Here is a 24,186-nt window from a genome sequence, read left to right as displayed (position 1 = left end):
GTGAGCACGGCCTGCACCGGCGAGGCGTCGCGGCCCGCCACCAGTTCGGCATCGAAGAACACCGGCAGGCCGGTGCGCAGCCCGTACTGCTCCAGCGCCGCGGTCAGCGGTTGCCGCGCGATGTCGAAGCGCATCGCCTCGGCCTGCGCGTGCGCGCTCGCGGCCGCAAAGGCCATGCACGCCGCGAGCACGCAGCTTGCCAGGGAGGAAGGAAGAGGAGGTGCATGCCGCATGAAGTCGATACGCCCGGCGAAGGCCGCCGCCCGGGGGGCATGTCGAGGCGGATGCTAGGAATGCTTCGTGACGTTCAGATGACGAAGAGCGTCGCGGCCGGCCCTTCGCGGCCGGGGTTTTTGAGGCCCTCGGGTAAAATCCGCCCTGGGTGGCATGCCGTTTCGGGCATTCCAGGATTTGCGCAGGTCGGGCCGCCTCGCGGTTTCGCCTCGTCGAGGAATCCCATGTCCCACACCCCGATCCAGTGGATCGCCGCGGCCATCTTTGCCGTCGCCCTGCTCCACACCTTCGGCGCCAAGCAGTTCGAGCGCCTCTCCCACCGCCATCCACGCCATGCCGGCCTGTTCCACCTGCTCGGCGAGGTCGAGGTCGTGTTCGGCTTCTGGGCCATCGTGCTGGTCGTGTCGATGGCGCTGTTTGCTGGCGGCGGCACCGCGCTCGACTATGCCGAGTCGCGCAACTACACCGAGCCGCTGTTCGTCTTCGTCGTGATGGTGATCGCGGCCTCGCGTCCCGTGCTGCGCACGGCGATGTCGCTGGTCGACACGCTCGCGCGCATCGCGCCCGTGCCCACGTCGGTCGCGCGCGCATGGCTGGGCCTCGCGGCGGTGCCGCTGCTCGGATCGCTGATCACCGAGCCCGCCGCCATGACCATCGCCGCGCTGATGCTCGCGCCGCAGATCTTCCGCCCGCGCGTGCCGGAGGCCGTGAAGTACCTCGCGCTGGGCGTGCTGTTCGTCAACATCTCGATCGGCGGCACGCTGACCTCCTATGCCGCGCCGCCGGTGTTGATGGTGGCGACCACCTGGCAATGGGACAGCGCCTTCATGCTCGCCACCTTCGGCTGGAAGGCCGCGCTCGCGGTGCTGCTGAACGCCACCGTCGCCACCTGGGTGCTGCGCAAGCATCTGCAGCCCGCGGCGGGCGACGAGGGCGCGGCGCCCGAAGCGCGCGTTCCGCTGCCGGTGGTCGCGGTGCACCTGGGCCTGCTCGCGGGCGTGGTGCTGTTCGCCCACCATCCGGTGGTGTTCCTCGGCCTGTTCCTGATGTTCCTCGGCTTCGCCCAGGCCTACGAGCGCCACCAGAGCCCGCCGATCCTCAAGGAGGCGCTGCTCGTGGGCTTCTTCCTCGCCGGCCTGGTCGTGCTGGGCGGCATGCAGCAGTGGTGGCTGCAGCCCATCGTCTCGGCACTCGCGCCCGTCGCGCTGTTCCTCGGCGCGCTGGGCCTCACCGCCATCACCGACAACGCCGCCCTCACCTACCTGGGCTCGCTGATCGTCGGCATCTCCGACGAATCGAAGTACATGTTGGTGGCGGGCGCCGTGGCCGGAGGCGGCCTGACGGTGATCGCCAATGCGCCCAATCCCGCGGGCGTGGCGCTGCTCAGGCGCGGTTTCGCCGACGAGACCATCGGGGCGGGCGGGCTGCTGCTCGGTGCGCTGGGGCCGACCGCCGTGGCGGCGGCGGCGTTCATGTTCCTGTGAGGCCTCAGCGCATGACAAAGGGATTGCCCGTCGCCGCGCCGCTGTTGATCCACACCGACTTGGTCTGCAGGTACTCGCGGACCGCGTCGATGCCGTTCTCGCGGCCCAGGCCCGAGTCCTTGTAGCCGCCGAACGGGGCCATGAAGCTCACCGCGCGGTAGGTGTTGATCCACACCGTGCCGGCCTGCAGCTTCTCCGACATGCGCATCGCGCGGCCGATGTCCTGCGTCCACACCGCCGCGGCGAGGCCGAAGCGCACGTCGTTGGCGATGCGCAGCGCGTCGGCCTCGTCCGCGAAGCGGATCACGGACAGCACGGGGCCGAACACCTCCTCCTGGGCGATGCGCATGTCGTTGCGCACGCCCGTGAAGATGGTGGGCTGCACGAACCAGCCCGTGCCGCATTCGGGGGCCGTGCCCTTGTCGCCGCCCAGCACGGCGGTCGCGCCCTCGGCGCGCGCGATGTCGATGTACTCGAGCACCTTGCGGTACTGCGGCGGCGTGGTGATCGGGCCGACCTGCGTCTCGGCGCTCATCGGGTCGCCCATGCGCGCGGTGCGCGCCACCGCGAGCACGCGCTCGACGAAGGCGTCGTGGATGCTGTCCTGCACCAGAAGCCGCGAGCCGGCGATGCAGGTCTGGCCGGTGGCGGCGAAGATGCCCGAGATCGCGCCGAACGCGGCCTGCTCGAGGTCGGCGTCCTCGAACACCACGTTGGGCGACTTGCCGCCCAGCTCCATGGCCGTGTGCTTGAGCAGGCGCCCGGCCCGCTCGTTGATCAGGCGGCCGGTCGAATCCGAGCCCGTGAAGCTGATCTTGGCCACCAGCGGATGCTCGACCAGCGGCGTGCCGATCTCGGCGCCGAAGCCCGTCACCACGTTGAACACGCCCGCGGGAAAACCGGCCTCCTCGAACAGCTGCGCGAACTCGAGCGTCGAGGCCGAGGTGAACTCGGAGGGCTTGGCCACCACGGTGCAGCCCGCGGCCAGCGCCGGCGCGAGCTTCCAGGCCAGCAGCAGCAGCGGCGAGTTCCACGGCGTGATGGCGGCCACCACGCCCACGGGCTCGTGGCGCGTGAACGCGAAGTAGCCCTTCTTGTCGAGCGGCAGCGTGCTGCCCTGCACCTTGTCGGCCAGGCCGCCGTAGTAATAGAACCACTGCGGGAGGTAGTCGAGCTGCCCGCGCATCTCCGCGAGCAGCTTGCCGTTGTCGCGGACCTCGGTGGCGGCCAGCCGGGCCGCGTCGCGTGCGATCAGGTCGCCGAGCCTGCGCATCAGCGCGCCGCGCTGCGTCGCGGTCAGTTCCGACCAGGGCCCGCTGGTCAGCGCCTGGTGCGCGGCGCGCACGGCCCGGTCGACGTCCTGCGCATCGCCGCGCGGGATCTGCGCCCAGCTCTCGCCGGTGAAGGGGTTCTGGGTCTCGAACCAGGTGCCGCCGTGCGGCTCGCAGGCTTCGCCACCGATGTGCAATGAATAGCGTTGCATGGCTCGCCCGTCAGAAAGGCGCGAAGCCCAGCGCGGCGCGGAAGCGGTTCTTGATGTACGAACCGTCGCGCGGTGGCAGCGCGCGCGGCGGCTCGTTGGCATCGATGAACACCTGGGCGAAGGTGGTCTGCCGGCGCGCGTTGATGCGCTCGGCCAGGTCCTCGCAGGCGTCGGTGCTGTCGACCGAGAACGCATCGGCGATGCCGAACCCCTTGGCCACCGCCACCAGGTCGGCGCCCAGGCTCGAGTGGCTGCGCTGCATGCCGGTCTCGCCGAAATGGCCGTTGTCGAGCATCACGATGCTGAGGTTCTTCGGCTGCTTGACGCCGATGGTGCCGAGGCTGCCGATGCCCATCAGCTGCTCGCCGTCGCCGGTGATGACGACCACCGACTTGTCGCGCTGCGCCAGCGCCAGGCCCAGCCCCAGCGAGGCGGCGCCGCCCATGGCGCCCCACAGGTAGTAGTTGCGCTCGCGGTCGCCGCTGGCGAACACGTCGTAGGAGGCCGAGCCCAGGCCCGTGACGATCAGCGCATCGGGGATGGCGGCGATCAGGCGGGCCACGAATTCGCGGCGATCGGCGCGCTGCGCCGGGGTCTTGGTATTCATCACTTGCGCTCCCACTTCTTGCGGCCGATCAGTTCCTGTCCCAGCAGCACGGCGACCTTCTCGCCGGCCTCGAAGGCGGCATCGAAGCCCGCGCTGACGATCTCCTCGACCTCCTCGGGCTTCGAGGCGCGCAGCACGTGGATGCCCATGAGCTCGAGCGCGGCCTGCGTAGCCTTGCCCATCGGACCCTGCCAGGGATTGAACTCGGCGTATTCGCCACGCATGGTCACGAGCGTGAAGAACGGGAAGTTCGCGGCCTGCAGCAGCGAGAACATGTTCACGCAGTTGCCCACGCCGCTGCTCTGCATCAGCAGCACGGCGCGCTGGCCGCCGAGCCAGGCGCCGCTCACCAGCGCCACGCCCTCCTCCTCGGTGGTCAGCACCACGTCCTCGATGTCGGGGTCGGCGATGGCGCTGCGGATCACGTGCGAATGGCCGGCGTCGGGCACGTAGGCGATCTGCCTGACGCCGCCCGCCTTGAGCACGCGGAAGGCGGCCTGCTGCCAGTCGGGCGCGGGCTGGGTGGTCTGGTTCATGGGTTGTCTTCGGGTGTAAAAGTGCCAGGAATCATAGAATTTGATGCCTGAGAATGTGAAATAGAAATTCGAGATTCCACGATCACGTTTGTGCATGGAGGCAGCCACATGGACCTGAAGCAACTGCGCGCCTTTCTCACGGTGGCGGAGACCGGCAACGTCACGCGCGCGGCCGAGGTGCTGCACCTCGTGCAGCCCGCGGTGTCGCGGCAGATCCGCCTGCTCGAGGAAGACATCGGCGCGCCCCTGTTCGAACGCGAGCGCCATGGCATGGTGCTGACCGATGCGGGGCTGGCGCTCGTCGGCTATGCGCGCCGCGCCCTGCTCGAGCTGGACCGGGCCCGGGCCGAGATCGGCACCGTCGACAACAGCATCGGCGGGCTGGTCACCTTGGGGCTGCTGCCGAGCACCATCGACATCCTCTCGAGCCCGCTGGTGGCGACGCTGGCGGCCGACTATCCGGGCATCCGCGTGCGCATCGCGATGGGCTACGCGGGCACGCTGCTGCGTTGGCTCGAATCGGGCGAGGTCGATGCCGCGCTGCTCTATGGCGCGGAACGTTCGCCCAACATCCAGACCACGCCGCTGATCGAGGAGGCGCTGTGGGTCATCGGCCCGAAGAGCAGCAAGCTGCGGCCCGACCGGCCGGTGGCGCTGGCCGAGCTCGCGGGCCACAAGCTGGTGCTGCCGAGCGCGCCGCACGGCATCCGCACGCTGGTCGAGCATGCCTGCGCCGTGGCCCAGGTGACGCTCGACCTGTCGGCCGAGACCAACGCGCTGAGCGTGCAGCGAAGCCTGGTGCTCGGTGGCCATGGCCTGACCATCCTGCCGCCGATCGCGGTCGCGGAGGACCTGCGCACGCAGAAGCTCAGGGGCGCGCCGCTGGCCGATCCGGGCATCCGCCGGACCATCGTGCTGGCCCTGCCCGTCAACCGGCCGATCGCGCGGCATGTGCGCTGCGCGGTCGACGTGCTCACGCAGGAGGCGCGGCGCGCGATCGATGCCGGTGCCTGGCCCGAGGGGCGCTGGCTCGGCGCCTGAGGCGCGCTATGCCAGCACGACGCCGCTGATCAGGTTCTCGGCCATCAAGCGGCTCGGCAGGCTGCCCGGCGACTGGGCCATCTCTTGCAGGAACCGGCTTCTCGGCGGCGCTTCCAGGCGCACCAGCCGGATCGCCTCCGCCGGGTCCACGGCCTGGAAGCGCAGCCCGTCGCCGGGCCGGAGCTGCGACAGGCCATCGAGGTCGCAGGACAGAACGGTCGCGATCTTCGGATAGCCGCCGGTGGTCTGATGGTCGGCCAGCAGCACCGAGGCCACGCCGTCGCCACCGACCTGGATCGAGCCGCGCACGATCGGCTCGGAGGGAATGGACAAGGCATTGTTCAAAGCCAGTGCCGGCCCCGCGAGGCGCATGCCCATGCGGTCGCGGGCGGGCGTGACGGAGAAGCCCGCGTCGAGGAACGCGGCGACGGACGCGGCCTCGAAGCTGTCGGTCTGCGGCCCGAGCACGACACGCACGAGCTGGCGCGGACCGGCCAGCGCGGGCGCCGTGCGGTCGCCCTCGCGCTCCTGCACGACCCGCGTATTGCGCAGCACGATCTCGGCACCGGGCACCAGGCTGCCGCCGCCGAGGCCCGAGGCCGAATGCGTGGCGCTGTGCCCGGCCCAATGCCCGCACACGGGCTCGCCGCAGAACGCGAGGTAGGCCCAACTGCCCCAGCGGCCCGGGCGGATCGACAGCGTGTCGCCCGCGCGCAGCGTTCGCACGCACCACGGACCCGTCGCCGCGCCCGAATGGCGGACCTGGAACTCGCCACCGGCGATGCCGCAGCTCACCTCGCCCGCCTCGCACAGCAGCTCCAGCCCGCCCAGCGAGATCTCGATCGCCGTGGCATCCGCCGGGTTGCCGAGCGCGACATGGGCCGCGGCATGCGCGAGCCGGTCCATCGGGCCCGAGGCGGGCACGCCGAAGCGCAGCATGCCCGGTCGGCCGCCGTCCTGGTACGTGACCAGCGGGCCGCAGGCGCGCACGCGCAGCCTGGCTTCAGCCATGGCTTTCGTTCTCCAGCCTGGCTTCGTATTGCGCGCGGTCGATGCGCTTGAAGCGCACGCGGTCGCCCACGCCGAAGAGAAAGGGCGCGCTGTCGTCGCGCGTCAGGATGCGCGTGGGCGAGCGGCCGACGATCGACCAGCCCGTGGGCATCCGCAACGTGGTGACGAGGCACTGCGGCCCCGCGATCAGCACGCTGCCCGCGGCGATGTCGCGCAGGGCCGAGGGCTTGCGCGGCACCTGGATCTCCGGCGGCACGCCCGACATGTAGGCATAGCCCGGCGCGAAGCCGTACATGCGCACCCGGTAGTCGCCCCGCAGGTGGAGGTCGATCACCGCGTCGATGCCCAGGCCACAAGCCCGTGCCACCGCTTCGAGGTCGGGCGCGAAGTCGTCGTCATAGCAGACCTCGACCTCGCGCGCTTCTCCCGCCGGCCGGCCGGCCGGCGGATCGCGCCGCAGCGTCTCGGCCGCCTCCCGGATCCGCGCGTGATCGGTGACCAGGGGATCGAAGACGACCAGCAGGCTGACGAAGGCCGGGATGCATTCGAGCAGGCCCTCGGGCGGCGCATGGGCCAGGGCCCGGTCGAGCGCGAGCACCGCGGCGTTGGCCGGGTCGACGATCGCGTCGCCGAAGGACACCAGCAGCGAGTGGTCCGCGACCGGCGTGTAGCGCGGCCATTCGGGGTTCGGCATCGGCGTGCCTACGGCTGGTCGAGGAACGAGGCCAGCACGATCCCTTCGGCCGCCAGCCGCTTGCGGATGTGCCGCGCCATCTCGACAGATTCGGCGTTGTCGCCATGGACGCAGACCGAATCGGCCTTCAACGCGATCGGCGCCGCGCCCTGCACCGGCATCTTCCCCGTTCGCACGAAGCCGATCAGCCGGTCCGCGGCTTCCTCGGCATCGTGCAGGACCGCGCCGGGCTGGCCGCGCGGCACCAGCTGGCCATTGGGCAGGTAGGCGCGGTCGGCGAAGATCTCCGAGAAAGCGCGCAGCCCCTGTGCGCGCGCGGCCTGCTCGAGGCAGGTGCCCGAAATGGCGAGGACCGCGAGCGCGGGGTCGATCTTCTCGAGCGCGGCAACGATGGCCTGGGCCACGCCCATGTCCGCGGCCGCGAGATTGCCGAGCGCGCCATGCGGCTTGACGTAGCGCACCTCGGTGCCCGCGAGCCGGGCCATCGCCACGAGCGCGCCGACCTGCGCCGCGACCATGCGGCCGATCTCGGCGGGCGGCATCGGGATCACGCGCCGTCCGAAGCCCTCGCGGTCGTTGTAGCCCGGATGGGCACCGACGTTCACGCCGCGCTCCGCCGCCAGACACAGGGTGCGGTACATGGTTTCCGCATCGCCCGCATGGCCGCCGCAGGCGATGTTGGCGCTGGTCACGCAGTCGAGGATCTGCGCGTCGTCGCCCATCGCCCACGGGCCGTAGCCCTCGCCCAGGTCGGAATTCAGATCGATCCGCATGGCCCGCTCCTCGCTGCTATTTGCCCGGATGGTGGGTCGCCCGCGTGAGCAGCGTGACGCCCGCGCCCTCGGCGCTGTCGTAGTAGGTGAAGCCCGTGCGGTTCGCGCGGCGGCCGCGCATCAACACCGGCAGGCCCAGTGCCGTGGCCTGCGCCTGCGCGGCATCGGCGTCCGGCACCTCGAAGCCGACGTGGAACACGCCCTCGCCCTTGCTGTCCAGGTGCAGCCGCTGCGGCGTCGGCTCGTCGCCGGGCTGGCACAGCTGGAGCTGCACGGTCGGCAGGTTGCACACGCGGTACTTGAGCGCGAGGAAGCCGGGCTTGCTGGGCGCCTCGAGCTCCTCGTACTCGGCCAGCGGCGGGTATTCGGTCCAGGGGCCGATGCCGATCGACTCGTAGTAGGCCTGCGTCCGGTCGATGTCGTGCACCACGATGCAGAGGTGGTGCAGCTTGGCGAAGGGATGCGTCATCGCTCAGGCCTTCACCGGAACCACGTAGTTCAGCACGCGCCGCCCGCCGTCCACGTACATGGTCTCGCCGGTGATGTACGAGGCATCGTCGCTCGCCAGGAAGGCGACGACCGAGGCGATCTCGGAGGGCTGGCCGTAGCGGCCCAGCGGCGTGCGCGAGAGGATGGCATGGTTGCCCGCGCTCTGCACGAAGGCGCCGGCCACCATGTCGGTCATGATGGTCCCGGGCCCGACGCCGACCACGCGGATGCCGTGCGGCGCGAAGGCCACCGCGGCGGTCGAGGTCACCTGGTTCATGCCGCCCTTGGAGATCGCGTAGGGCGCGACGTTGGGATTGGCCAGCCCCGAGTTGATAGAGGACATGTTGATGATCACGCCGCCCTTGCCGCGCGCGACCATCTCGCGGCCCGCCGCCTGGGTGCCGTAGAAGGCGCCCTTGAGATTGACGTCTAGCACCCGGTCGAGCATCTCCTCGGTGACATCGAGGAACTCCACCACCGGCGCGATGCCGGCGTTGTTCACCATGATGTCGAGGGTGCCGAAATGCCGGACCGCCGCCTCGACCAGGCCGACCACCTCGCTCTTCTTCGAGACGTCGGCGCGCACCGCGAAGACGTTGGCCGCCGGGCCGATCTCGGCGGCCGTCTTCTCCAGGGTCTGGGCGTCGATGTCCGACACTACCACCTTCGCGCCTTCGGCCAGAAGCCGTTCCGCCGTCGCGCGCCCGATGCCGCGCGCGGCGCCCGTCACCACTGCCACCTTGCCTGCCAGTCTCATGGCGATCTCCTTTTCAGTAAACGATGGATTCGAACAAGGGCGTGGCGCTGCGGATGCGCGCCCAGCCCAGGGGACTCATGTCGATGCTGCGGAACGCGCCCGTCGTGATCAGCTCGGCCACGCCGCGGCCGACCGCCGGCGCGTGCATCACGCCATGGCCCGAGAAGCCGGTCGCGAAGATCAGGTTGCCGAGCCCGTCATGCGGGCCGACGACGCCGTTGTGGTCGAGCGTGTTGACCTCGTAGTGGCCGGCCCAGGCGCGTTGCAGGCGCAGTTCCTCCATGGCCGGGATGCGCTTGGCGAGCAGGGGCCAGAACAGCGACTCCATCAGGTCGTGGTGCGGCTCGAAGTCGCCGTCGGCGTCCCCGTCGATCTCGGCCGGGGGCTGGATGCCGCCGATGAAGCCCTCCCCTTCGGGCCGGACCCAGATGCCGCTCGAGTCGAACAGCATCGGAAGCTCGCTCGCCTTGAACGGCGTCTTGAACGAGAACACGGTGCGCTTCTTCGGCACCACGGGCAGCGCAATGTCCAGCAAGGCGGCCAGACGGCCCGACAGCGCGCCCGCGGCCAGCACGCAGAAGTCGCAGGCGAGCACTTCGCCGTTCGACAGCTCGACCCCGCTCACGCGCGCGCCGTGGGTGCGGAACCCGCTGGCCGTCGCCTCCACGTAGTCCACGCCCAGCCGGCGCGCCGCGCGGCGCACCTCCGAAAGCAGGCTCCAGGCATCGAACCAGCCTTCGTGCTGCACGCCCAGCGTTCCGATGCCGACGTCGCCGAAGTCCACGCCCGGATAGCGCGCGGCCAGCTCGTCGGGATCGAGCACCCGGATGTCGGCGCCATGGCTGCGCTGCATCCGCACGGCCTCCAGGCGCTGCGTGACCTGGTCGTGGCCGCCGAGGATCAGGTAGCCGCGCTCGCGGTAGCCGATGTCGGCCTGGTCGCCGAACACGGCCTTGATGTCGCGGAACATCTGGGCGCCGTACAGGCTCATCCGGATGTTCGCGGCCGTGCCGAACTGCGTGCGTATCGAGGCCGCGGACAGCGCCGTCGACGAGAACTGGTACGAGGCGTCCTTCTCGACCACGGTGATCGGTCCTGCGAAGCCGGCCTGGCGCAGCGACCAGGCGCAGAAGCTGCCGATGATGGCGCCGCCGACGATGACGACGCGGGGTGAATGGGTGGAAGACATCGGGGTTTCCTGCACAGGCCGGTCAAGCGCCGGACGACGCCGCGAAGGCCGATGCCGAGGCCTCGAAGCTCTGCCCGGCGCGCGGATTCCACTGCACGCCCGAACGCGCGGCCACGCCCGGCTTGAGCCGCTGCGATTCGTCGTAGTCGCTCCAGGGATGGAAGAACAGCGGCTCGATGCGCTCGATGCCGCGCAGGCGCTCGGCATGGGCGTCGAGGCAGGCCTGGCGCTCCTGCGGCGACAGTCGAGCGGGCATCCAGGCGGCGAAGGGCGGCAGCACCGTGAAGCCCGTATAGGCCAGGATCCCGTTGTGGATCGGCCAGAGCACGTGATGGAGATCGCCGTCGATGCCGTTCGGCTCATAGAGCGTGGAGGCCGTGCCGGTCGTGATGCTGAGCATCGCGCGCTTGCCCTTGAAATGCCCGGTCTCGTACTTGCGCCCCGCCGAGTAGGCGAAGCCGCGGCTCAGCACGCGATCGACCCAGCCCTTGAGGATGGCGGGCATCGAGAACCACCACAGCGGGAACTGCAGCAGCACGAAGTCGGCCGCCGCCAGCCTGGCCTGCTCGGCCGCCACCGCGGGGTGCTGCGTGCCGGCCGCGAAGGCATGCTCCTGCTCCCGCGAGAGATCCAGGTAGTCGGCGTTCGCGCGCCCGCCCTCGAAATCGCCGGGGCCCAGCGCCGGGTTCCAGCCCATGCGGTAGAGATCGCTGACGACCACCGAATGGCCCATGCGCTCGAGCTCGCGGACCGCGACGTCCTTCAGTGCGCCGTTGAACGATGCGGGTTCGGGGTGGGCATAGACGATCAGGCAGTTCATGCCGCGAATTCTGAGCGCCGGGCTCAGGCGCAGCTAGAACGTACGGCGCACCGGGTTGCGGTTTTCTGCATAGTCGCGGCGCGAGGCGCGGTACTGCGCCGGCGTCATGTTCGTCGCCACCTTGAACTGGCGCGAGAAGGCGCTGTGGTCGGCATAGCCGCAGGCGGCCGACACCTCCGTGATCGAGGCCGGCGTCTCCTCCAGCAGCTGGCAGGCCTTGTCGATGCGCTTCTTCATCAAGAGCTGCTTGGGCGTCACGTGGAAGACCTCGAGCACCAGGCGCGCCAGCGTGTCCATCGACACCGAGGCATGGGCGGCCGCCTCGGCGATCAGCACCGGTCCGTCGAGGCCCGCGTCGATGAAATCGAGGAAGCGCCGCAGCCGCCGGTAGCTGTGATGGCGCTCGTTGGGGCGCGGCAGGTCGCGCGACAGCCCGGCCAGACCGACGATGCGGCCGTCGGCATCGAGCAGCGGGAACTTGGAGCTCAGGCACCAGTAGCGGTCGCCGCGCCAGGTCTGGTACAGGCGCAGCAGCTCGCGCATCGGCCGGCCGCTGTCGATGACCTCGAGGTCCTGCGCCACCGTGCTCAGGCCGCTGGCCGGGAACAGCTGGTCCGCGGTCTTGCCGACCACGCTCTCGCCGTCCTGCAGGCCGGCGCGGTCGATCAGCGTCTGGTTGGCCCAGAGATAGCGGCCCTGCTGGTCCTTGACGTAGAACAGCACGTCGGGCAGCCGGTCGAACAGGGTCTCGATCAGCCCGGGCGTGCGCGTGAGCCACGCCTGCACCTGTTCGTCGAGTCGCATGATGCGTTCCGGCTCGGCGCGGTTCAGGGCGAGGGCCGGAACCGGCTGCCCAGGCTGTAGCGCGAGGCCGGGTTCAGGCAGCGCACCCAGGTCACGGGCACCTCGCGCAGCCAGGTGCGCCGCGTCAGCTGCAGGCAGGGCTCGGTGGGCTTCATCTCGAGGATGCGCGCCTGCTCCGCCGTCGGCATGACGGCATCGACCACGTGCTCGACCAGATCGGCCTGCACCAGCGAGAGCAGGTATTCGCCCGGCGTGATGTCCGAGAAGTCCTGGTCGAGGAAGGCCGGCGCCATCTTCGGGTTGACGTAGCGGTCCTCGAGCTGCACGGGCACGCCGTTCTCGAGGTGCACGCTCTGCAGCCGGAAGATCGACTGCCCCGGCAGCATGTTGAGCCAGGCCGCGATGTCGGGCGCGGCCGCCACGCGCTCGCGCGACAGGCCTCGCCACCGGTGCTCGTGGCCGCGGGCCCGGATCTCGCTCGCGATGTTGGCGATCTGCAGCAGCGTGGACTGCGGCTTCTTCTCCGCCACGAAGGTGCCGACCCCCGCCACGCGCACGATCCGGCCCGCGTTCGCGAGCTCGCGCAGCGCCTTGTTGACGGTCATGCGCGAGACGCCGAACTGCGTGACCAGCTCCAGCTCCGAAGGCAGCCTCTGGCCCGGCTGCCAGGTGCCGTCGAGGATGCCCTGCGTCACATGGGCCTTGATTCGCTCGTGCAGGGTCGTCGTCATTCCCTCGAGCATGCCACGGCCGCCCTCGTCGCCCGGAGCGTCGGAACGCGGCCGGCGGCCGGCACCACGATCGCTCATCTAGATGCGCTTCGCCTCTCGGATGCTGCGCAGGAACGAACGGGTCCGGTCCTGTTGCGGCTCGCCGAAGATCTGCTCGGGCGGTCCCTCCTCGCAGACGACGCCGTCGCACAGGAAGCAGACCTTGGACGAGACCTCGCGCGCGAAGCCCATCTCGTGCGTGGCCAGCAGCATGGTCATGCCTTCGTTGGCGAGGTCGCGCACGATGTTGAGCACCTCCGACACCAGCTCGGGGTCGAGCGCCGAGGTGATCTCGTCGAGCAGCAGCACCATCGGGTCCATGGCCAGCGCGCGCACGATCGCCACGCGCTGCTGCTGGCCGCCCGACATGCGGTCGGGGTATTCCTTCGCCTTGTGCGCGAGGCTGAAGCGCTTGAGCAGCGCCATCGCGCGGTCCTCGGCCTCCTCCCTCGACTGCTTGAGCACCTGGATCGGCGCCAGCGTCACGTTCTGCAGCACGGTCATGTGCGGGAACAGGTTGTAGCCCTGGAACACGATGCCGATGTCGCGGCGCAGCGAGTTGACGTCGACGCCCGGCCCGGTGATGCGGTCGCCGTGCACGCGGATCTCGCCCGCGTCGATGGGCTCCAGGCCGTTGATGCAGCGCAGCAGCGTCGACTTGCCGGAGCCCGAGGGACCGATCAGGCTCACCACCTGGTGCTCCTCGACCGCCATCGCCAGCCGGTTGAGCACCGGCAGCTCGCCGTAGGACTTCGAAATTTCCCTGATCTCGATGAAGGACATGTGTGGGGACTCGGTTTATGCGTTGCCAGCGCGCATGCGGGCGCGATCGCGGCGGGCCATGCGCTCCACGAAGCGCGTCTGCGGGATGGAGATGACGATGAAGAGCAGCGCGACGGTGGTCGCGGCCGACAGGTTGTAGTAGTTGGAGGCCACGATCATCGATTGGTTGAAGGAGTCGACCACCCCGACCACGTTGACCAGCGCGGTGTCCTTCTGCAGCGCGATGAAGGCATTGAGCAGCGGCGGAATGATCTGGCGCACGCCCTGGGGCACGACCACGAAGCGCAGCGTCTGCATGTGCGACAGCCCGAGCGACCGCGAAGCGGCCGTCTGGCTCCAGTGCACGCTCTGGATGCCCGCGCGGTAGATCTCGGCCACATAGGCACCGACCGTCAGGGTCAGCGCGATCACCACGTAGGTCGTGAGCGACAGGTCCTTGAGGATGGGCACGCCCGTCAACGGCAGGCCGAAGCCGACCAGGTAGATCACCAGCACCGCGGGAATCGAGCGGAACACGTCGACGTAGGCGGTGGCGATGAAGCGCAGCGGCTTGCCGGCGGCCCCGGGCGCGAACATGGCGAGCGCCACGATCAGGCCCCAGACGAGCACCAGCACCTCGGCGATCAGGAAGATCTTCACGTTGACCCAGAACGCATCGAGGACCAGCGGGAAGGTCTTCACGATCAGCGGCACCAGGAAGAAGGTCTTGGCGACCGCCTGGTTGTTGGCCAGCAGGAACTGGAAGCCCAGCACCACGAGGAACTGCGCCAGCGTGTGGCCGAGCGCGATCCAGCTCTGCACGCAGGCGTCGGAGCGCTCGATGCGCGCCGCCACGATGTCCAGGCGGCTCGCCGCCGCGCGCACGCCGCGGCAGCGCTGGAAGGCGTGCCACAGCGGCCGGACCACGGCCAGCGACGCGAGCGCCAGGACCCCGGCCCCGGCCGTGATCCACCAGCCGTCCCAGGCGCTGCCCCGCAGGGCCTCGCGCAGGGACTGCAGGGTGTACCAGCTGGCCGCGACGACCAGGATCACGCCCGCCAGCGCGAAGAGGAAGAGCATCAGCGGCACCTTCGGCATGCCTCCGATGTTCAGGCGGCGCTCCTGCCCCGCGACGGGCGAAGGCAGGCCGGCGGACTGCTGCGTTGCACTGTTCATGGTCGGATCTCGGTCTCAGGGATTGAAGACGGGCACTTTGGTGGGATCGGCGCCGAGGCTGGGCGTCAGGTACTGGTTCGCCAGGCGCGCGAAGGTGCCGTCGCGCTTCATCTCGTCGATCAGCTTGTTGAAGGTCGCCATGTTCTGCGAGTCCTTGTTGACGAGGCCGCCCCAGCGCTCGCCCGTGTCGTAGCGGCCGACCACCTCGAACAGGCCGTTCGACTGCTTGGCGCGCGCCAGCAGGTTGGGCGTGTCGTAGAGCACGGCATCGACCTGGCCGGCCGCCAGCGCCGCGTACATCGCGGCCGCCTCGGCGAAGACCTTCGGCTGTTCCACCGGCTTGACGTTGTCGGCGAGGTAGCCAAGGATGGTGGTGCCCTGCTTCACCCCGAGGCGCAGCTTCTTGATGCTCTCCTTGTCGACCTTGACGCCGGCCTTCACGAGGATGCCCTGGTCCGAGCTGAAGTACGGCTCGGTGAAGTTCACCACCTTCTTGCGCTCGTCGGTGATGGTGATCTGGCTCAGCGCGATGTCGAAGCCCTGGGCCTGGCCGGTGAGGATCTGCGCGAACGAGCGGTTCACCACCACCACCTTGTCGAGGCCGGCGCGGTAGGCCATGTTGGCGGCCATGCAGTATTCGAAGCCGTCCTTGATGGTGTCGATCGAGTCGCCGTTCCACCAGCCCGGCGAGGGCAGCACGGGCCGCACGGACAGCGCGCCCGGCACCACGGTCTCGAGCTTCACCGAGCCGCGCTGGCCCGTGACTTCGCACTTGCCGTAGTCCGGCGCCGCGGAAGCCGCGAACGAGGCGGCGCTCACGAGGAGGGCCGCGAGTACCGAGGCGATCGGCCTGGCGTGGGAAGTGGTTCGCTGGCGCTGGGGGGATGTCATGTCGGGGCTCCGTTGGGTTGGTTGGAATCGAGGGAAAAAAAGCGGTCCGGGTGGCGAGAGATGCGTGGTGTTCAGGGCGTGACTTCGATGCGGTGGTCTTGAATGATCCGGCCCCAGCGGGCGGTCTCCTTGTCGATGCCGGCCTGGAACTCGGCCGAGGACATCGGCAGGTAGATCAGTCCCTGCGCGGCCAGCAGCTTCTGGATCTCCGGCGTCTGCGCGGCATCGCCGTAGGCCTTGTACAGCTTCGCGACGATCGCGGCCGGCGTGCGCGCCGGCGCGATCAGCGCATACCAGGACAGCACGGGATCATCGAGCAGGCCGAGCTCCTTGAGCGTCGGCACCTCGGGGAACTGCGCGACGCGCTCGGCCGTGGTGACTACCAGCGGCCGCAGCTTGCCGGCCTTGATGAAGGGCTGCAGGCTCGACAGCGTGTCGAAGGTGGCGTGCACATCGCCCGCGATGACCGCGGGCAGGGCTTCGTTGGTGCCCTTGTAGGGCACGTGGACGATCTGGATGCCGGCCTTGGCGTTCACCAGCTCGAAGGTCAGGTGCGCGGGGCTGCCGAGTCCCACCGAGGCGAAGTTGTAGGCGCCGGGCTTCGCACGCGCCGCCTCGACCAGCTCGCGCGCCGACTTGAACTGCGAGGTGACCGGCACCACCAGCACCAGCGGCGAGGCGGCGAACATCGCGATCGGCAGCAGGTCCTTCTTCACGTCGTAGGGCATCTGCTTGTAGAGCACCGGATGGATCGTCAGCGGCCCGAGGTTGCCCATGCCGACGGTGTAGCCGTCGGGCGCCGAGCGCGCCACGTCCGACACGCCGATGCGGCCCGCGGCACCGGGCTTGAAGTCCAGCACCACCGGCTGCCCCAGCGCCTGCCCGACGCGGTCGTTGAACGCGCGGGCGATGGTGTCGTTGAGTCCGCCGGGCGGCCAGGGCACGACGAAGCGGATCGGCCGGCTCGGCCAGTCCTGCGCCGAAGCCGCGCCGGCCGTGCAGACCACGAACATCACGGCCAGCCATCGCATCCATCGATTCATAGAAACCTCTAGAGAACTCATGCAGGTTGCAGAAGGCAGCACTCCTTGGCGAAGGAGTCCTGCAGCGAAGAGAAAGACCGAGAGCCCGGGCCCGCTCGGGCATCGGGGCGCGGCGCGGTGCCGCTTCAGACCGGCAGCGCCGCCGCGGGCTGCGCGATGCCGCCGTGCGGCTTGCCCGAACCGACATCGCCCCACAGCACCGCATGGTCGGGCGGCAGCGCGCGCGAATTGGGCACCGACAGCCACAGCCGCATGAGCATGCGGTCCTCGCCGGTCTGCACGTTGTCCTTGAAGGCCGTGCGGCCGTGGTAGATCACGTGGTTGTTGAGCAGCTGGATGTCGCCGGGCGCGAAGCGCATCTCGAAGCACTCCTCCTCGGCCACCGCCATCAGCAGCTGGATGGCCTCGTGCTCGGCCTCGCCGAGCTTGCGCACGTCGGGCAGCATCTGCGCGTTCTCGATGTAGGTCAGCGAGAAATGGCTCGTGAGCTTGCCGTCGCGCACGCCGAAGATCGGCAGGTCGTAGGCCACGTGCTCGCCACCGGCCTCCTCGCCGAAGCGGCTGCGCGGAATCGGCCTGCACAGCAGCGCATGCAGGTCGGGCCGGCGCTCGAGGATGCGGTTGTAGACGGTGGCGCTGCTCGCGAGCTTGCTGACGCCGCCTTCGGAGGCCTGGCGCACGCACAGCAGCCCGACCACGTCGCAGCGGTCGGTGTGGAAGCGCAGCTGTCCCGGCGACAGCGTGCGCGCGCCCGACGAGAGGAACTGCTTGCCGTGCTCGTCGACGGTCGCGCCGTAGAGCTTGGCGCCCACGCCCATCCCCTCGTCCTTGATCTCGCGCATCACCTCGCCGCGGTAGTTCTGGTACATCGGCGTGCCCAGGTGCGCGCCCAGCGCGTACCAGATCCGGCGCAGCTGCTCCTGCTGGTAGCGCCCGACCTCGAGGCCGCGGATCTTGACCATGCCCGAGCCGTTCTCGAGCTCCTCGCGCACCTCGTCGAAGAAGGCCTTGGCATCGGGCAGCGGGAAGTTCTGGCGGTCGATCCTGCGCCAGTCGAGGCCCTCGGTCTTTTGCAACGCAGTATCGATTTGATCCAGAACGACGGCGGGAAACTGTTTGACCCACCGATGGTTTTGGCCCATCTCGGCACCCGACCAAACGCAGGCGCCGCTCAGATAACTCGACTCGGACATGAACTCTCCAGAAAGATGATTGGGCTTTGTCTACTGATGTATAGACAGGTACAGATGTTAGGCAGCCATTCGCTTCCACCGCAACGGGCACGAGGGCAAATCAAGGGGAAATACCTACAAATGGCTCCATGATTGAATTCATGATTGGATCCAATGTGGGGCGCAACGCACACATTCGACGCTTGGCAGGCCCCCTCCGGACTTCGGGAAAACGGCGAGCAAGAAGCGTTCCAGATTGGATCCAATCCAGGATCTAGGTTTTAACCGCTGCGGCCGCCGCCGGCTATACAGGATGTCCCGGGCACCCTCGCCCAAGGGATCCGAAATGGGATCTTCCGTAGAATCCCCCGCAGTTCATGGCGACGACAACAAGGGAGTTCGAATGGTGGCCCAGGCACCGACCGGCGAGCAGATCCTCTCGGCCGATTCCGTCACGGAGTCCTTGCGGCAACTGATCCTGAGCGGCGAACTGGGGATCGGCGTGCAGCTCAAGCAGCAGGCGCTGGCGGAGCGCTTCGGCGTCAGCCGCATCCCGGTGCGCGAGGCCCTCAAGCGGCTGGAGGCCGAGGGCCTGATCGAGCACCGCGCCCACGCGGGATCGACCGTGGCGTCGCAGTCGATCAAGGACCTGGTCGAGGCGCTCGACATCCGCATCGCGCTCGAGACCCGCGCGCTCAAGCTCGCGATCCCGCACCTGCGCCCCGCGCACTACCGCGCCGCGCGCGAGATCATCGCGCGCTACGACGGCAGCGAATCGCCGCAGGAATGGGCCGACCTGAACCTCGAGTTCCACCTGACGCTCTACCGCCCCTGCGGGCGCGACAAGCTGCTCAAGATGATCGAGGAGAGCGTGCGCGGCATCGCGCGCCACCTGCGCGCCCTGCAGTCGCACAAGGTGGGGCGCAAGTCCTCGCAGTCCGAGCATTCGCAGATCCTCAAGGCCTGCATCGCCAAGAACATCCCGCTGGCGGTGGAACTGCTCGAGAAGCACATCGAGCACACGCAGGCGGCGCTGCAGGAATAGGCGCCCGTGGCGCGGTCCCGGTGGCCGGCGCGATGTAGCGCTAAAGTTCCGCGCCATGAATCTGCGTCAAATCGAAGTGTTCCGGGCCATCATGGCCACCGGCTCCGTGAGCGATGCCGCCCGCCTGCTGCATGTGTCCGTTCCCGCCGTGAGCCGGGTGCTCTCGCACACCGAGACCCAGCTCAACTTTCCGCTCTTCATGCGCATCAAGGGCCGGCTGTCGCCCACGGCCGAGGCGCGGCGCCTCTACCACGAGGTCGAGGACGTCTACCAGGGCGTGCAGCGCATCAGCGACCTCTCGCACGAGCTCATGGCGCGCCGCTCGGGCCTGATCAGCGTGGTGTCGAGCCCGGGCATCGGCCACATGCTGGTGCCGATGGCGATCGCGCACTACCACCGGGCCAATCCCGAGACGCGCGTGCATTTCAAGTGCCTCAACCAGGACCTGCTGCGCGAGCGCCTGCTGAGCCGGCACTTCGACCTCGGCATCTCGCTCGAGGCGGTGGACCATCCGAACCTCATCACGATGCCGGTCGCGCGCTGCCGCATCGTGTGCATCTGCCCGCACACGCATCCGCTGGCCGCGCGCAACGCGGTCGGCGCGCAGGACCTGCTGCCCTACGACCTGATGTCGTACCCGCGCGGCACGCCCTTCGGCGAACTGGTGCGCCACTTCTTCGCTTCGCTCGACGAGGCGCCGCGCACCATGCTCGAGGTGGGCTCGCCGCAGAACGCCTGCGCGCTCACGCACCTGGGCGCGGGCATCGCGCTGGTCGACGAGTTCTCGCTGCAGGCCTGGCCCGACGCGCGCTTTCGCATCCTGCCGGTGGAGGGCATCGAGCCGCTGGTCGCGCACCTCGTGCACCTGCGCACCGACCCGCTCTCGCCGGCCGCCGAAGCCTTCGTGCGCACGCTGCGCAGCGTGCTGATGCAGCGCGGACTCGCCGCGCCGCAAGCGCAGGAAGACTGATCGCCGCTGTCGTTGGGCCTGGCGCTCGAAGCCAGGGAATGCCCCAATAGCATGCGCTTCGCACCGCATATAGGCACGCCAAAACATGGCGCACCAGCCCGGGGCCAGGTGTTAACCAGCGCGTAAGGACGCCGCACAAAGCATCAATCGACGCCGCTTTTCTCGCTCGAAATAATTCGTCGCATCGCCACCGCACACCACCGCGGTGCAGTTCGCTCCCCGCGAACCCCGCCGTTTTGATCGCGACTATTTCTGGAGAAAAGCCCATGTTCCGTCACCTCAAGTCCCTGCTGGCGCCGCTGGCCTTCGCCCTCATCGCGGGTGCCGCCGGCACCGCCGCCGCCCAGCCCGCGCCGCTGCGCACCGGCGTCGATCCCAACTTCCCGCCGCATGCCTTTCCCAAGCTCAGCGGCGGCTACCAGGGCTTCAACGTCGAGCTCGGCGAGGAGATCGCCAAGCGCCTGGGCCGCCGCATCGAGATCGAGGGCGCGCAGTACTCGGCGCTGATCCCGGCGCTCAACGCGGGCAAGTTCGACTTTCTGATGGCGCCGACCACGGTGTCGCCCGAGCGTGCGAAGTCGGTGCTCTTCACCGAGGGCTACCTCGAAAACAACTTCACGCTGGTCGTGAAGAAGGAGCGCAACGACATCCAGCGCCTCGAAGACCTCAAGGGCAAGACCATCGCCGTGAACAAGGGCTCGGGCCCCGAGGAATGGGCGCGCAACAACCAGGCGCAGTACGGCTACGAGATCGCCGTCTACGGCACCAACGCCGACGCGGTGCAGGCCGTGATCTCGGGGCGCGGCGACGCCAACCTCGCGGGCGTCACGCCCTCGGCCTGGGCCGTGAAGAGCGCGCCGGCGATCAAGACCACCTTCGTCATCAAGACCGGCTCGGTCTGGGCCATTCCGTTCCGCATCGACGACAAGGCCGGGCGCGACCAGGTGAGCAACGTGCTCAAGTGCATGAAGCTCGACGGCTCGCTGCAGAAGCTGCACACGAAGTGGTTCGGCGCCGAGCCCGCGGCCGACTCGGCCACGGTGGTCTCGCCGGCCGGCCACGGCATCCCGGGCCTGTTCGGCTACGAGGCCACGAGCGCCAAGCCGGTCTGCAAGTAAGCGCGCCCCTGCCCTCCCCGTCCACCCCGTCCACCCCGTCCCCCACAAGCCGAGCATCGCCGTGACGTCCTCCCCGCTCCTGCAAGTCCGCAACCTGCACAAATCCTTTGGCAGCGTTCCCGTGCTCAACGGCATCGACCTCGACGTGCAGGCGGGCGAGCTGGTCTCGGTGATCGGCCCCTCGGGCTCGGGCAAGAGCACGCTGCTGCGCTGCTGCAACCGCATGGAGGACGCGAGCCGCGGCGAGGTGCGCGTGGAGGGCCACGACATCTATGCGCGCGGCGCCAACCTGAACCGGCTGCGCGAGCGCGTGGGCATGGTGTTCCAGGCCTTCAACCTCTACCCACACCTCGACGTGCTGGGCAACGTGACGCTGGCGCTGCGCAAGGTCAAGAAGATGGCGCGCGACGCGGCCGAGCACAGCGCCATGGAGGCGCTCGCGCGCGTCGGCATGGAGCACAAGGCGCGCGTGCGTCCGACCCAGCTGTCGGGCGGCCAGCAGCAGCGCGTGGGCATCGCGCGCTCGATCGCGCTGAAGCCCGCGCTGGTGCTGTTCGACGAGCCGACCAGCGCGCTCGACCCCGAGATGGTCGGCGGCGTGCTGCAGGTGATGCGCGAGCTGCGCGCCGACGGCATGACCATGGTCGTGGTGACGCACGAGATGGGCTTCGCCAAGGCGGCCTCCGACCGCGTGGTATTCATGGACGGCGGCGCCATCGTCGAGCAGGGCTCGCCCGCGCAGGTGTTCGAGGCGCCGGTGCATGCGCGCACCGCGGCCTTCATCGCCAGCATCGGCAGCCGCGCGCTCTGAGCGACCGACCGGAAGCGCCGCATGCAGTTCGACAAGCTCGTCTTCACCTTCTTCAACGGCGACATCGCCGCGCGCTACCTGCCCCAGGTGCTGGACGGCGCGCGCGTGACGATCGAGCTGGGCCTGGCCGTGATCGCCGCCGGCCTGGCGCTGGGCATCGTGCTGGCCTACCTGCGCAGCCTGCCGGTGCGCGGGCTGCCGCTGCTGGTGTCGACGCTGGTCGACATCCTGCGCGCGCTGCCGCCGCTGGTGCTGATCATCCTGTTCTATTACGCGCTGCCCTTCCTGGGCCTGTCGCTCGGCGCCTTCGCCTCGACCTGGCTGGCCCTGACGCTGGTGCTCGCGGCCTTCTCCGAGGAGGTGTTCTGGGCCGGCATCGAGTCGCAGCCGCGCGGCGTGATGGAGGCCGCGCGCTCCACCGGCCTGAGCCATACGCAGGCCATGGTGCACGTGCTGCTGCCGCAGTCGTGCCGGCTGATGGTGGCGCCGCTGACCAACCGCGTGATCGCCATCACCAAGGGCACGGCCTACGGCTCGGTGGCCGCGCTCAACGAGATCCTGAACCAGGCCACCTCGGCCACCAGCTTCGCGGGCAATCCCACGCCGCTGATGATGGGCGCGCTGGGCTACCTCGTGATCTTCCTGCCCGTGGTGGTCGCCGGGCGCTACATCGAGCGGCGCCACGGCGCGGGCCGCCACTGACGCCGCCGAACGGAGCCCTCCATGGAACTCATCCTCCAGTACTTCTTCAACCTCGGCGTGGTGCGCGAGGTCGGTCCCTACATCCTGCAGGGCCTGCTCAACACGCTGCTGCTGTCGGCCTGGGTGATCCCGCTCGGGCTGGCGGCCGGCATGGTGCTGGCGCTGGCCGGCTTCGTGATCCGCAACCGGCTGGTGCGCGCGCTGCTCGTGGTCTACATCGACTTCTTCCGCGCCTTCCCGCCGCTGGTGCTGCTGATCTTCCTCTACACCGGCCTGCCCTACCTCGGCATGGAGCTCTCGCCCATGGCCTGCGTGGCGCTGGGCTTCATGCTCAACAACTCGAGCTACTTCGGCGAGATCCTGCGCGCGGGCCTGGAGTCGGTGCCGCGCGGCCAGCGCGAGGCCGCGCTGTCCACCGGCATGGGCCGCCCGGCCAGCCTGCTGTTCGTGGAGATCCCGCAGGCGGTGCGCAACGTGTTCCCCGACCTCGTGAGCAACATGATCGAGGTGGTGAAGCTCACCACCATCGCCAGCGTGGTGTCGGTGCCCGAGATGCTGTATGCCGCGCGCTCCGCGCAATCGATGCTCTACAACCCCACGCCCATCGTGCTGGCCGCGCTGATCTATCTCGCGCTGCTGTGGCCGCTGGTCGTGCTGCTGGGGCGGCTGGAGAAACGCCAGCGCCGCCCGAATCCCAAGGCCGCCTGAGGCGCCTGACCCCTACAACCACCAACGCTGATTGAGGAAGCAATGATGACAAGCAAACGTACCCTGGGCCTGGCCGTCGCCCAGATGGGCCCGGTACATCTGGCGGACACCCGCGAGGCGGTCGTGCGCCGCATGGTCGAGCTGATGCGCGACGCCAAGGGCCGCGGTGCCGAGATGGTCGTGTTCCCCGAGCTCGCGCTCACCACCTTCTTTCCGCGCTACTGGATGGACGAGGCCGAGGCCGAGGCCCGCTTCTTCGAGCCGGCCATGCCCAATGCGCAGGTGCAGCCGCTGTTCGACGAGGCGAAGGCGCTCGGCGTGGGCTTCTACCTCGGCTATGCCGAGCGCACGCCCGAGGGCACGCGCTACAACACCGCGATCATCGTGGACCGCGCGGGCGCCATCGTCGGCAAGTACCGCAAGATCCACCTGCCCGGCCATTCCGAGCACAAGCCCGAGGCACCGTTCCAGCACCTGGAGAAGAAGTTCTTCGAGGTCGGCGACCTGGGCTTCCGCGTCTTCGACACCATGGGCACGCGCTTCGGCATGTGCCTGTGCAACGACCGCCGCTGGCCCGAGACCTACCGCGTGATGGCGCTGCAGAGCGCCGAGGTGGTGGTGCTGGGCTACAACACGCCCTCGCTCAACATCCACTGGAACGAGCCGGTGCACCTGCGCACCACCACGCACCTGGTGTCGCTGCAGGCCAATGCCTACCAGAACGGCATCTGGGTGGCGGCGGCCGCCAAGTGCGGCTCGGAGGACGGCCACCACATGATCGGCAGCTCGGCCATCGTCGCGCCCACGGGCGAGATCGTGGCGCGCTCGCTCACGGAAGAGGACGAGGTGATCTGCGTGAAGGCCGACATGTCGCTGGGCGAATACTTCCGCCAGCACGTGTTCAACTTCGCCAAGCACCGCCGCCCAGAGCACTACCGCCTGATCGTCGAGCGCACGGGCGCGGGCGAACCGCTGGTCTGAACGCGCGCACGGAACCCCTCATGGACACCACCATCGCTTCGCTGATCGGCGAAGAACCCTTCGACCTCACGATCCGCGGCGGACGCATCGTCACCGACGGCCGCGTGGTCGAGGG

26 protein-coding genes are annotated in these 24,186 nt (G+C 69.2%); 9 read left to right on the top strand and 17 right to left on the bottom strand.

All coding sequences use genetic code 11. From position 1 onward, the window contains the following. Nucleotides 1-458: 458 nt before the first annotated feature. Entirely contained in the window at nt 459-1,718 is a 1,260-nt protein-coding gene (locus AC27VN_RS07025; RefSeq protein ID WP_490876090.1) for a putative Na+/H+ antiporter, read from the top strand. 4 nt (nt 1,719-1,722) lie between these two features. Here AC27VN_RS07025 and AC27VN_RS07020 read toward each other — a convergent pair whose 3' ends face one another. Genes AC27VN_RS07020 through AC27VN_RS07010 form a run of 3 tightly spaced genes read right to left on the bottom strand, consistent with a single transcriptional unit; the run spans nt 1,723 to nt 4,344 of the window. Next, nucleotides 1,723-3,201, bottom strand: coding sequence for an aldehyde dehydrogenase (locus AC27VN_RS07020; RefSeq protein WP_490876089.1), 1,479 nt, complete (start codon nt 3,199-3,201; stop codon nt 1,723-1,725). Between the two features lie 10 nt (nt 3,202-3,211). Beyond that, a complete protein-coding gene (locus AC27VN_RS07015) occupies nt 3,212-3,808 on the bottom strand; it encodes a thiamine pyrophosphate-dependent enzyme (RefSeq protein WP_490876088.1) in 597 nt (198 codons plus the stop codon). Next, complete coding sequence (locus AC27VN_RS07010) at nt 3,808-4,344, bottom strand: phosphonopyruvate decarboxylase (RefSeq protein WP_490876087.1); 537 nt, start codon at nt 4,342-4,344, stop codon at nt 3,808-3,810. Before AC27VN_RS07010 ends, AC27VN_RS07015 begins: the two co-directional genes overlap by 1 nt. Before the next feature lie 108 nt (nt 4,345-4,452). Between AC27VN_RS07010 and AC27VN_RS07005 the strand changes: the two genes are divergently transcribed. After that, a complete protein-coding gene (locus AC27VN_RS07005) occupies nt 4,453-5,385 on the top strand; it encodes a LysR family transcriptional regulator (RefSeq protein ID WP_490876086.1) in 933 nt (310 codons plus the stop codon). A gap of 6 nt (nt 5,386-5,391) precedes the next feature. On the opposite strand, the gene AC27VN_RS07000 is transcribed toward AC27VN_RS07005, so the two are convergent. The 14 genes from AC27VN_RS07000 to AC27VN_RS06935 all read right to left on the bottom strand — a co-directional run bounded on the left by AC27VN_RS07000 (nt 5,392) and on the right by AC27VN_RS06935 (nt 17,640). Beyond that, on the bottom strand, nt 5,392-6,396 hold the full coding sequence (locus tag AC27VN_RS07000; protein ID WP_490876085.1) for a 5-oxoprolinase subunit C family protein: 1,005 nt from the start codon (nt 6,394-6,396) through the stop codon (nt 5,392-5,394). Continuing rightward, on the bottom strand, nt 6,389-7,090 hold the full coding sequence (locus tag AC27VN_RS06995) for a 5-oxoprolinase subunit B family protein (RefSeq protein ID WP_490876084.1): 702 nt from the start codon (nt 7,088-7,090) through the stop codon (nt 6,389-6,391). The genes AC27VN_RS07000 and AC27VN_RS06995 overlap by 8 nt, the downstream gene beginning before the upstream one ends. 8 nt (nt 7,091-7,098) lie before the next feature. Beyond that, nucleotides 7,099-7,863, bottom strand: coding sequence for a LamB/YcsF family protein (locus AC27VN_RS06990; RefSeq protein WP_490876083.1), 765 nt, complete (start codon nt 7,861-7,863; stop codon nt 7,099-7,101). 16 nt (nt 7,864-7,879) lie between these two features. Beyond that, nucleotides 7,880-8,332 (bottom strand): VOC family protein, encoded by a 453-nt coding sequence (locus tag AC27VN_RS06985; protein WP_093349617.1) that lies wholly within the window; start codon nt 8,330-8,332, stop codon nt 7,880-7,882. A gap of 3 nt (nt 8,333-8,335) precedes the next feature. Continuing rightward, complete coding sequence (locus tag AC27VN_RS06980; RefSeq protein ID WP_490876082.1) at nt 8,336-9,109, bottom strand: SDR family NAD(P)-dependent oxidoreductase; 774 nt, start codon at nt 9,107-9,109, stop codon at nt 8,336-8,338. A 13-nt stretch (nt 9,110-9,122) separates the two neighbouring features. Next, nucleotides 9,123-10,298 (bottom strand): NAD(P)/FAD-dependent oxidoreductase, encoded by a 1,176-nt coding sequence (locus AC27VN_RS06975; protein ID WP_490876081.1) that lies wholly within the window; start codon nt 10,296-10,298, stop codon nt 9,123-9,125. 22 nt (nt 10,299-10,320) lie between these two features. After that, nucleotides 10,321-11,118, bottom strand: coding sequence for an NAD(P)H-dependent oxidoreductase (locus AC27VN_RS06970; RefSeq protein ID WP_490876080.1), 798 nt, complete (start codon nt 11,116-11,118; stop codon nt 10,321-10,323). A gap of 33 nt (nt 11,119-11,151) precedes the next feature. Beyond that, nucleotides 11,152-11,922 carry an AraC family transcriptional regulator gene (locus tag AC27VN_RS06965; RefSeq protein WP_490876079.1) on the bottom strand — a complete coding sequence of 257 codons (771 nt, stop codon included), beginning with the start codon at nt 11,920-11,922 and terminating at the stop codon, nt 11,152-11,154. Nucleotides 11,923-11,945: 23 nt separating this feature from the next. After that, nucleotides 11,946-12,665 carry a histidine utilization transcriptional repressor HutC gene (hutC, locus tag AC27VN_RS06960; protein WP_057593077.1) on the bottom strand — a complete coding sequence of 240 codons (720 nt, stop codon included), beginning with the start codon at nt 12,663-12,665 and terminating at the stop codon, nt 11,946-11,948. A gap of 66 nt (nt 12,666-12,731) precedes the next feature. After that, complete coding sequence (locus AC27VN_RS06955; protein ID WP_490876078.1) at nt 12,732-13,475, bottom strand: amino acid ABC transporter ATP-binding protein; 744 nt, start codon at nt 13,473-13,475, stop codon at nt 12,732-12,734. A gap of 15 nt (nt 13,476-13,490) precedes the next feature. Next, nucleotides 13,491-14,630 carry an amino acid ABC transporter permease gene (locus tag AC27VN_RS06950; protein WP_490876077.1) on the bottom strand — a complete coding sequence of 380 codons (1,140 nt, stop codon included), beginning with the start codon at nt 14,628-14,630 and terminating at the stop codon, nt 13,491-13,493. 15 nt (nt 14,631-14,645) lie between these two features. Next, nucleotides 14,646-15,521 (bottom strand): ABC transporter substrate-binding protein, encoded by an 876-nt coding sequence (locus AC27VN_RS06945; RefSeq protein ID WP_203207258.1) that lies wholly within the window; start codon nt 15,519-15,521, stop codon nt 14,646-14,648. 71 nt (nt 15,522-15,592) lie between these two features. After that, nucleotides 15,593-16,552, bottom strand: a complete 960-nt coding sequence (locus AC27VN_RS06940) for a Bug family tripartite tricarboxylate transporter substrate binding protein (protein WP_490876076.1) — start codon at nt 16,550-16,552, stop codon at nt 15,593-15,595. A gap of 137 nt (nt 16,553-16,689) precedes the next feature. Then, on the bottom strand, nt 16,690-17,640 hold the full coding sequence (locus AC27VN_RS06935) for a TauD/TfdA family dioxygenase (RefSeq protein ID WP_281077003.1): 951 nt from the start codon (nt 17,638-17,640) through the stop codon (nt 16,690-16,692). A gap of 499 nt (nt 17,641-18,139) precedes the next feature. Between AC27VN_RS06935 and AC27VN_RS06930 the strand changes: the two genes are divergently transcribed. The 7 genes from AC27VN_RS06930 (at nt 18,140) to AC27VN_RS06900 (ending at nt 24,071) form a co-directional block, all read left to right on the top strand. Next, entirely contained in the window at nt 18,140-18,781 is a 642-nt protein-coding gene (locus AC27VN_RS06930; protein WP_490876075.1) for a GntR family transcriptional regulator, read from the top strand. A 55-nt stretch (nt 18,782-18,836) separates the two neighbouring features. Beyond that, the gene (locus AC27VN_RS06925) at nt 18,837-19,751 is read left to right on the top strand and encodes a LysR family transcriptional regulator (RefSeq protein ID WP_490876074.1); all 915 of its coding nucleotides are present in this window, start codon (nt 18,837-18,839) and stop codon (nt 19,749-19,751) included. 266 nt (nt 19,752-20,017) lie between these two features. After that, nucleotides 20,018-20,869 carry a transporter substrate-binding domain-containing protein gene (locus AC27VN_RS06920; RefSeq protein WP_296782369.1) on the top strand — a complete coding sequence of 284 codons (852 nt, stop codon included), beginning with the start codon at nt 20,018-20,020 and terminating at the stop codon, nt 20,867-20,869. 61 nt (nt 20,870-20,930) lie between these two features. Then, nucleotides 20,931-21,680 carry an amino acid ABC transporter ATP-binding protein gene (locus AC27VN_RS06915; RefSeq protein WP_093349649.1) on the top strand — a complete coding sequence of 250 codons (750 nt, stop codon included), beginning with the start codon at nt 20,931-20,933 and terminating at the stop codon, nt 21,678-21,680. Between the two features lie 21 nt (nt 21,681-21,701). Further along, nucleotides 21,702-22,382 carry an amino acid ABC transporter permease gene (locus tag AC27VN_RS06910; RefSeq protein ID WP_093349652.1) on the top strand — a complete coding sequence of 227 codons (681 nt, stop codon included), beginning with the start codon at nt 21,702-21,704 and terminating at the stop codon, nt 22,380-22,382. Nucleotides 22,383-22,403: 21 nt separating this feature from the next. After that, complete coding sequence (locus tag AC27VN_RS06905) at nt 22,404-23,090, top strand: amino acid ABC transporter permease (protein ID WP_057593062.1); 687 nt, start codon at nt 22,404-22,406, stop codon at nt 23,088-23,090. A 45-nt stretch (nt 23,091-23,135) separates the two neighbouring features. Further along, nucleotides 23,136-24,071: an N-carbamoyl-D-amino-acid hydrolase gene (locus AC27VN_RS06900; protein WP_208507618.1), complete on the top strand. Its 936-nt coding sequence runs from the start codon at nt 23,136-23,138 to the stop codon at nt 24,069-24,071. Nucleotides 24,072-24,186 lie beyond the last annotated feature (115 nt).

This window comes from Variovorax sp. 20P10.2.4 (assembly GCF_058244205.1).
Note: the sequence above shows the minus strand (reverse complement) of the source record. Positions and strands in the feature narration are given on the sequence as shown.

Excerpts from the sequence above, each read along its gene's own strand:
- AC27VN_RS07025 (WP_490876090.1), top strand. The coding sequence starts at position 459 with ATGTCCCACACCCCGATCCAGTGGATCGCCGCGGCCATCTTTGCCGTC.
- AC27VN_RS07020 (WP_490876089.1), bottom strand. The coding sequence starts at position 3,201 with ATGCAACGCTATTCATTGCACATCGGTGGCGAAGCCTGCGAGCCGCAC.
- AC27VN_RS07015 (WP_490876088.1), bottom strand. The coding sequence starts at position 3,808 with ATGAATACCAAGACCCCGGCGCAGCGCGCCGATCGCCGCGAATTCGTG.
- AC27VN_RS07010 (WP_490876087.1), bottom strand. The coding sequence starts at position 4,344 with ATGAACCAGACCACCCAGCCCGCGCCCGACTGGCAGCAGGCCGCCTTC.
- AC27VN_RS07005 (WP_490876086.1), top strand. The coding sequence starts at position 4,453 with ATGGACCTGAAGCAACTGCGCGCCTTTCTCACGGTGGCGGAGACCGGC.
- AC27VN_RS07000 (WP_490876085.1), bottom strand. The coding sequence starts at position 6,396 with ATGGCTGAAGCCAGGCTGCGCGTGCGCGCCTGCGGCCCGCTGGTCACG.
- AC27VN_RS06995 (WP_490876084.1), bottom strand. The coding sequence starts at position 7,090 with ATGCCGAACCCCGAATGGCCGCGCTACACGCCGGTCGCGGACCACTCG.
- AC27VN_RS06990 (WP_490876083.1), bottom strand. The coding sequence starts at position 7,863 with ATGCGGATCGATCTGAATTCCGACCTGGGCGAGGGCTACGGCCCGTGG.
- AC27VN_RS06985 (WP_093349617.1), bottom strand. The coding sequence starts at position 8,332 with ATGACGCATCCCTTCGCCAAGCTGCACCACCTCTGCATCGTGGTGCAC.
- AC27VN_RS06980 (WP_490876082.1), bottom strand. The coding sequence starts at position 9,109 with ATGAGACTGGCAGGCAAGGTGGCAGTGGTGACGGGCGCCGCGCGCGGC.
- AC27VN_RS06975 (WP_490876081.1), bottom strand. The coding sequence starts at position 10,298 with ATGTCTTCCACCCATTCACCCCGCGTCGTCATCGTCGGCGGCGCCATC.
- AC27VN_RS06970 (WP_490876080.1), bottom strand. The coding sequence starts at position 11,118 with ATGAACTGCCTGATCGTCTATGCCCACCCCGAACCCGCATCGTTCAAC.
- AC27VN_RS06965 (WP_490876079.1), bottom strand. The coding sequence starts at position 11,922 with ATGCGACTCGACGAACAGGTGCAGGCGTGGCTCACGCGCACGCCCGGG.
- hutC (WP_057593077.1), bottom strand. The coding sequence starts at position 12,665 with ATGCTCGAGGGAATGACGACGACCCTGCACGAGCGAATCAAGGCCCAT.
- AC27VN_RS06955 (WP_490876078.1), bottom strand. The coding sequence starts at position 13,475 with ATGTCCTTCATCGAGATCAGGGAAATTTCGAAGTCCTACGGCGAGCTG.
- AC27VN_RS06950 (WP_490876077.1), bottom strand. The coding sequence starts at position 14,630 with ATGAACAGTGCAACGCAGCAGTCCGCCGGCCTGCCTTCGCCCGTCGCG.
- AC27VN_RS06945 (WP_203207258.1), bottom strand. The coding sequence starts at position 15,521 with ATGACATCCCCCCAGCGCCAGCGAACCACTTCCCACGCCAGGCCGATC.
- AC27VN_RS06940 (WP_490876076.1), bottom strand. The coding sequence starts at position 16,552 with ATGCGATGGCTGGCCGTGATGTTCGTGGTCTGCACGGCCGGCGCGGCT.
- AC27VN_RS06930 (WP_490876075.1), top strand. The coding sequence starts at position 18,140 with ATGGTGGCCCAGGCACCGACCGGCGAGCAGATCCTCTCGGCCGATTCC.
- AC27VN_RS06925 (WP_490876074.1), top strand. The coding sequence starts at position 18,837 with ATGAATCTGCGTCAAATCGAAGTGTTCCGGGCCATCATGGCCACCGGC.
- AC27VN_RS06920 (WP_296782369.1), top strand. The coding sequence starts at position 20,018 with ATGTTCCGTCACCTCAAGTCCCTGCTGGCGCCGCTGGCCTTCGCCCTC.
- AC27VN_RS06910 (WP_093349652.1), top strand. The coding sequence starts at position 21,702 with ATGCAGTTCGACAAGCTCGTCTTCACCTTCTTCAACGGCGACATCGCC.
- AC27VN_RS06905 (WP_057593062.1), top strand. The coding sequence starts at position 22,404 with ATGGAACTCATCCTCCAGTACTTCTTCAACCTCGGCGTGGTGCGCGAG.
- AC27VN_RS06900 (WP_208507618.1), top strand. The coding sequence starts at position 23,136 with ATGACAAGCAAACGTACCCTGGGCCTGGCCGTCGCCCAGATGGGCCCG.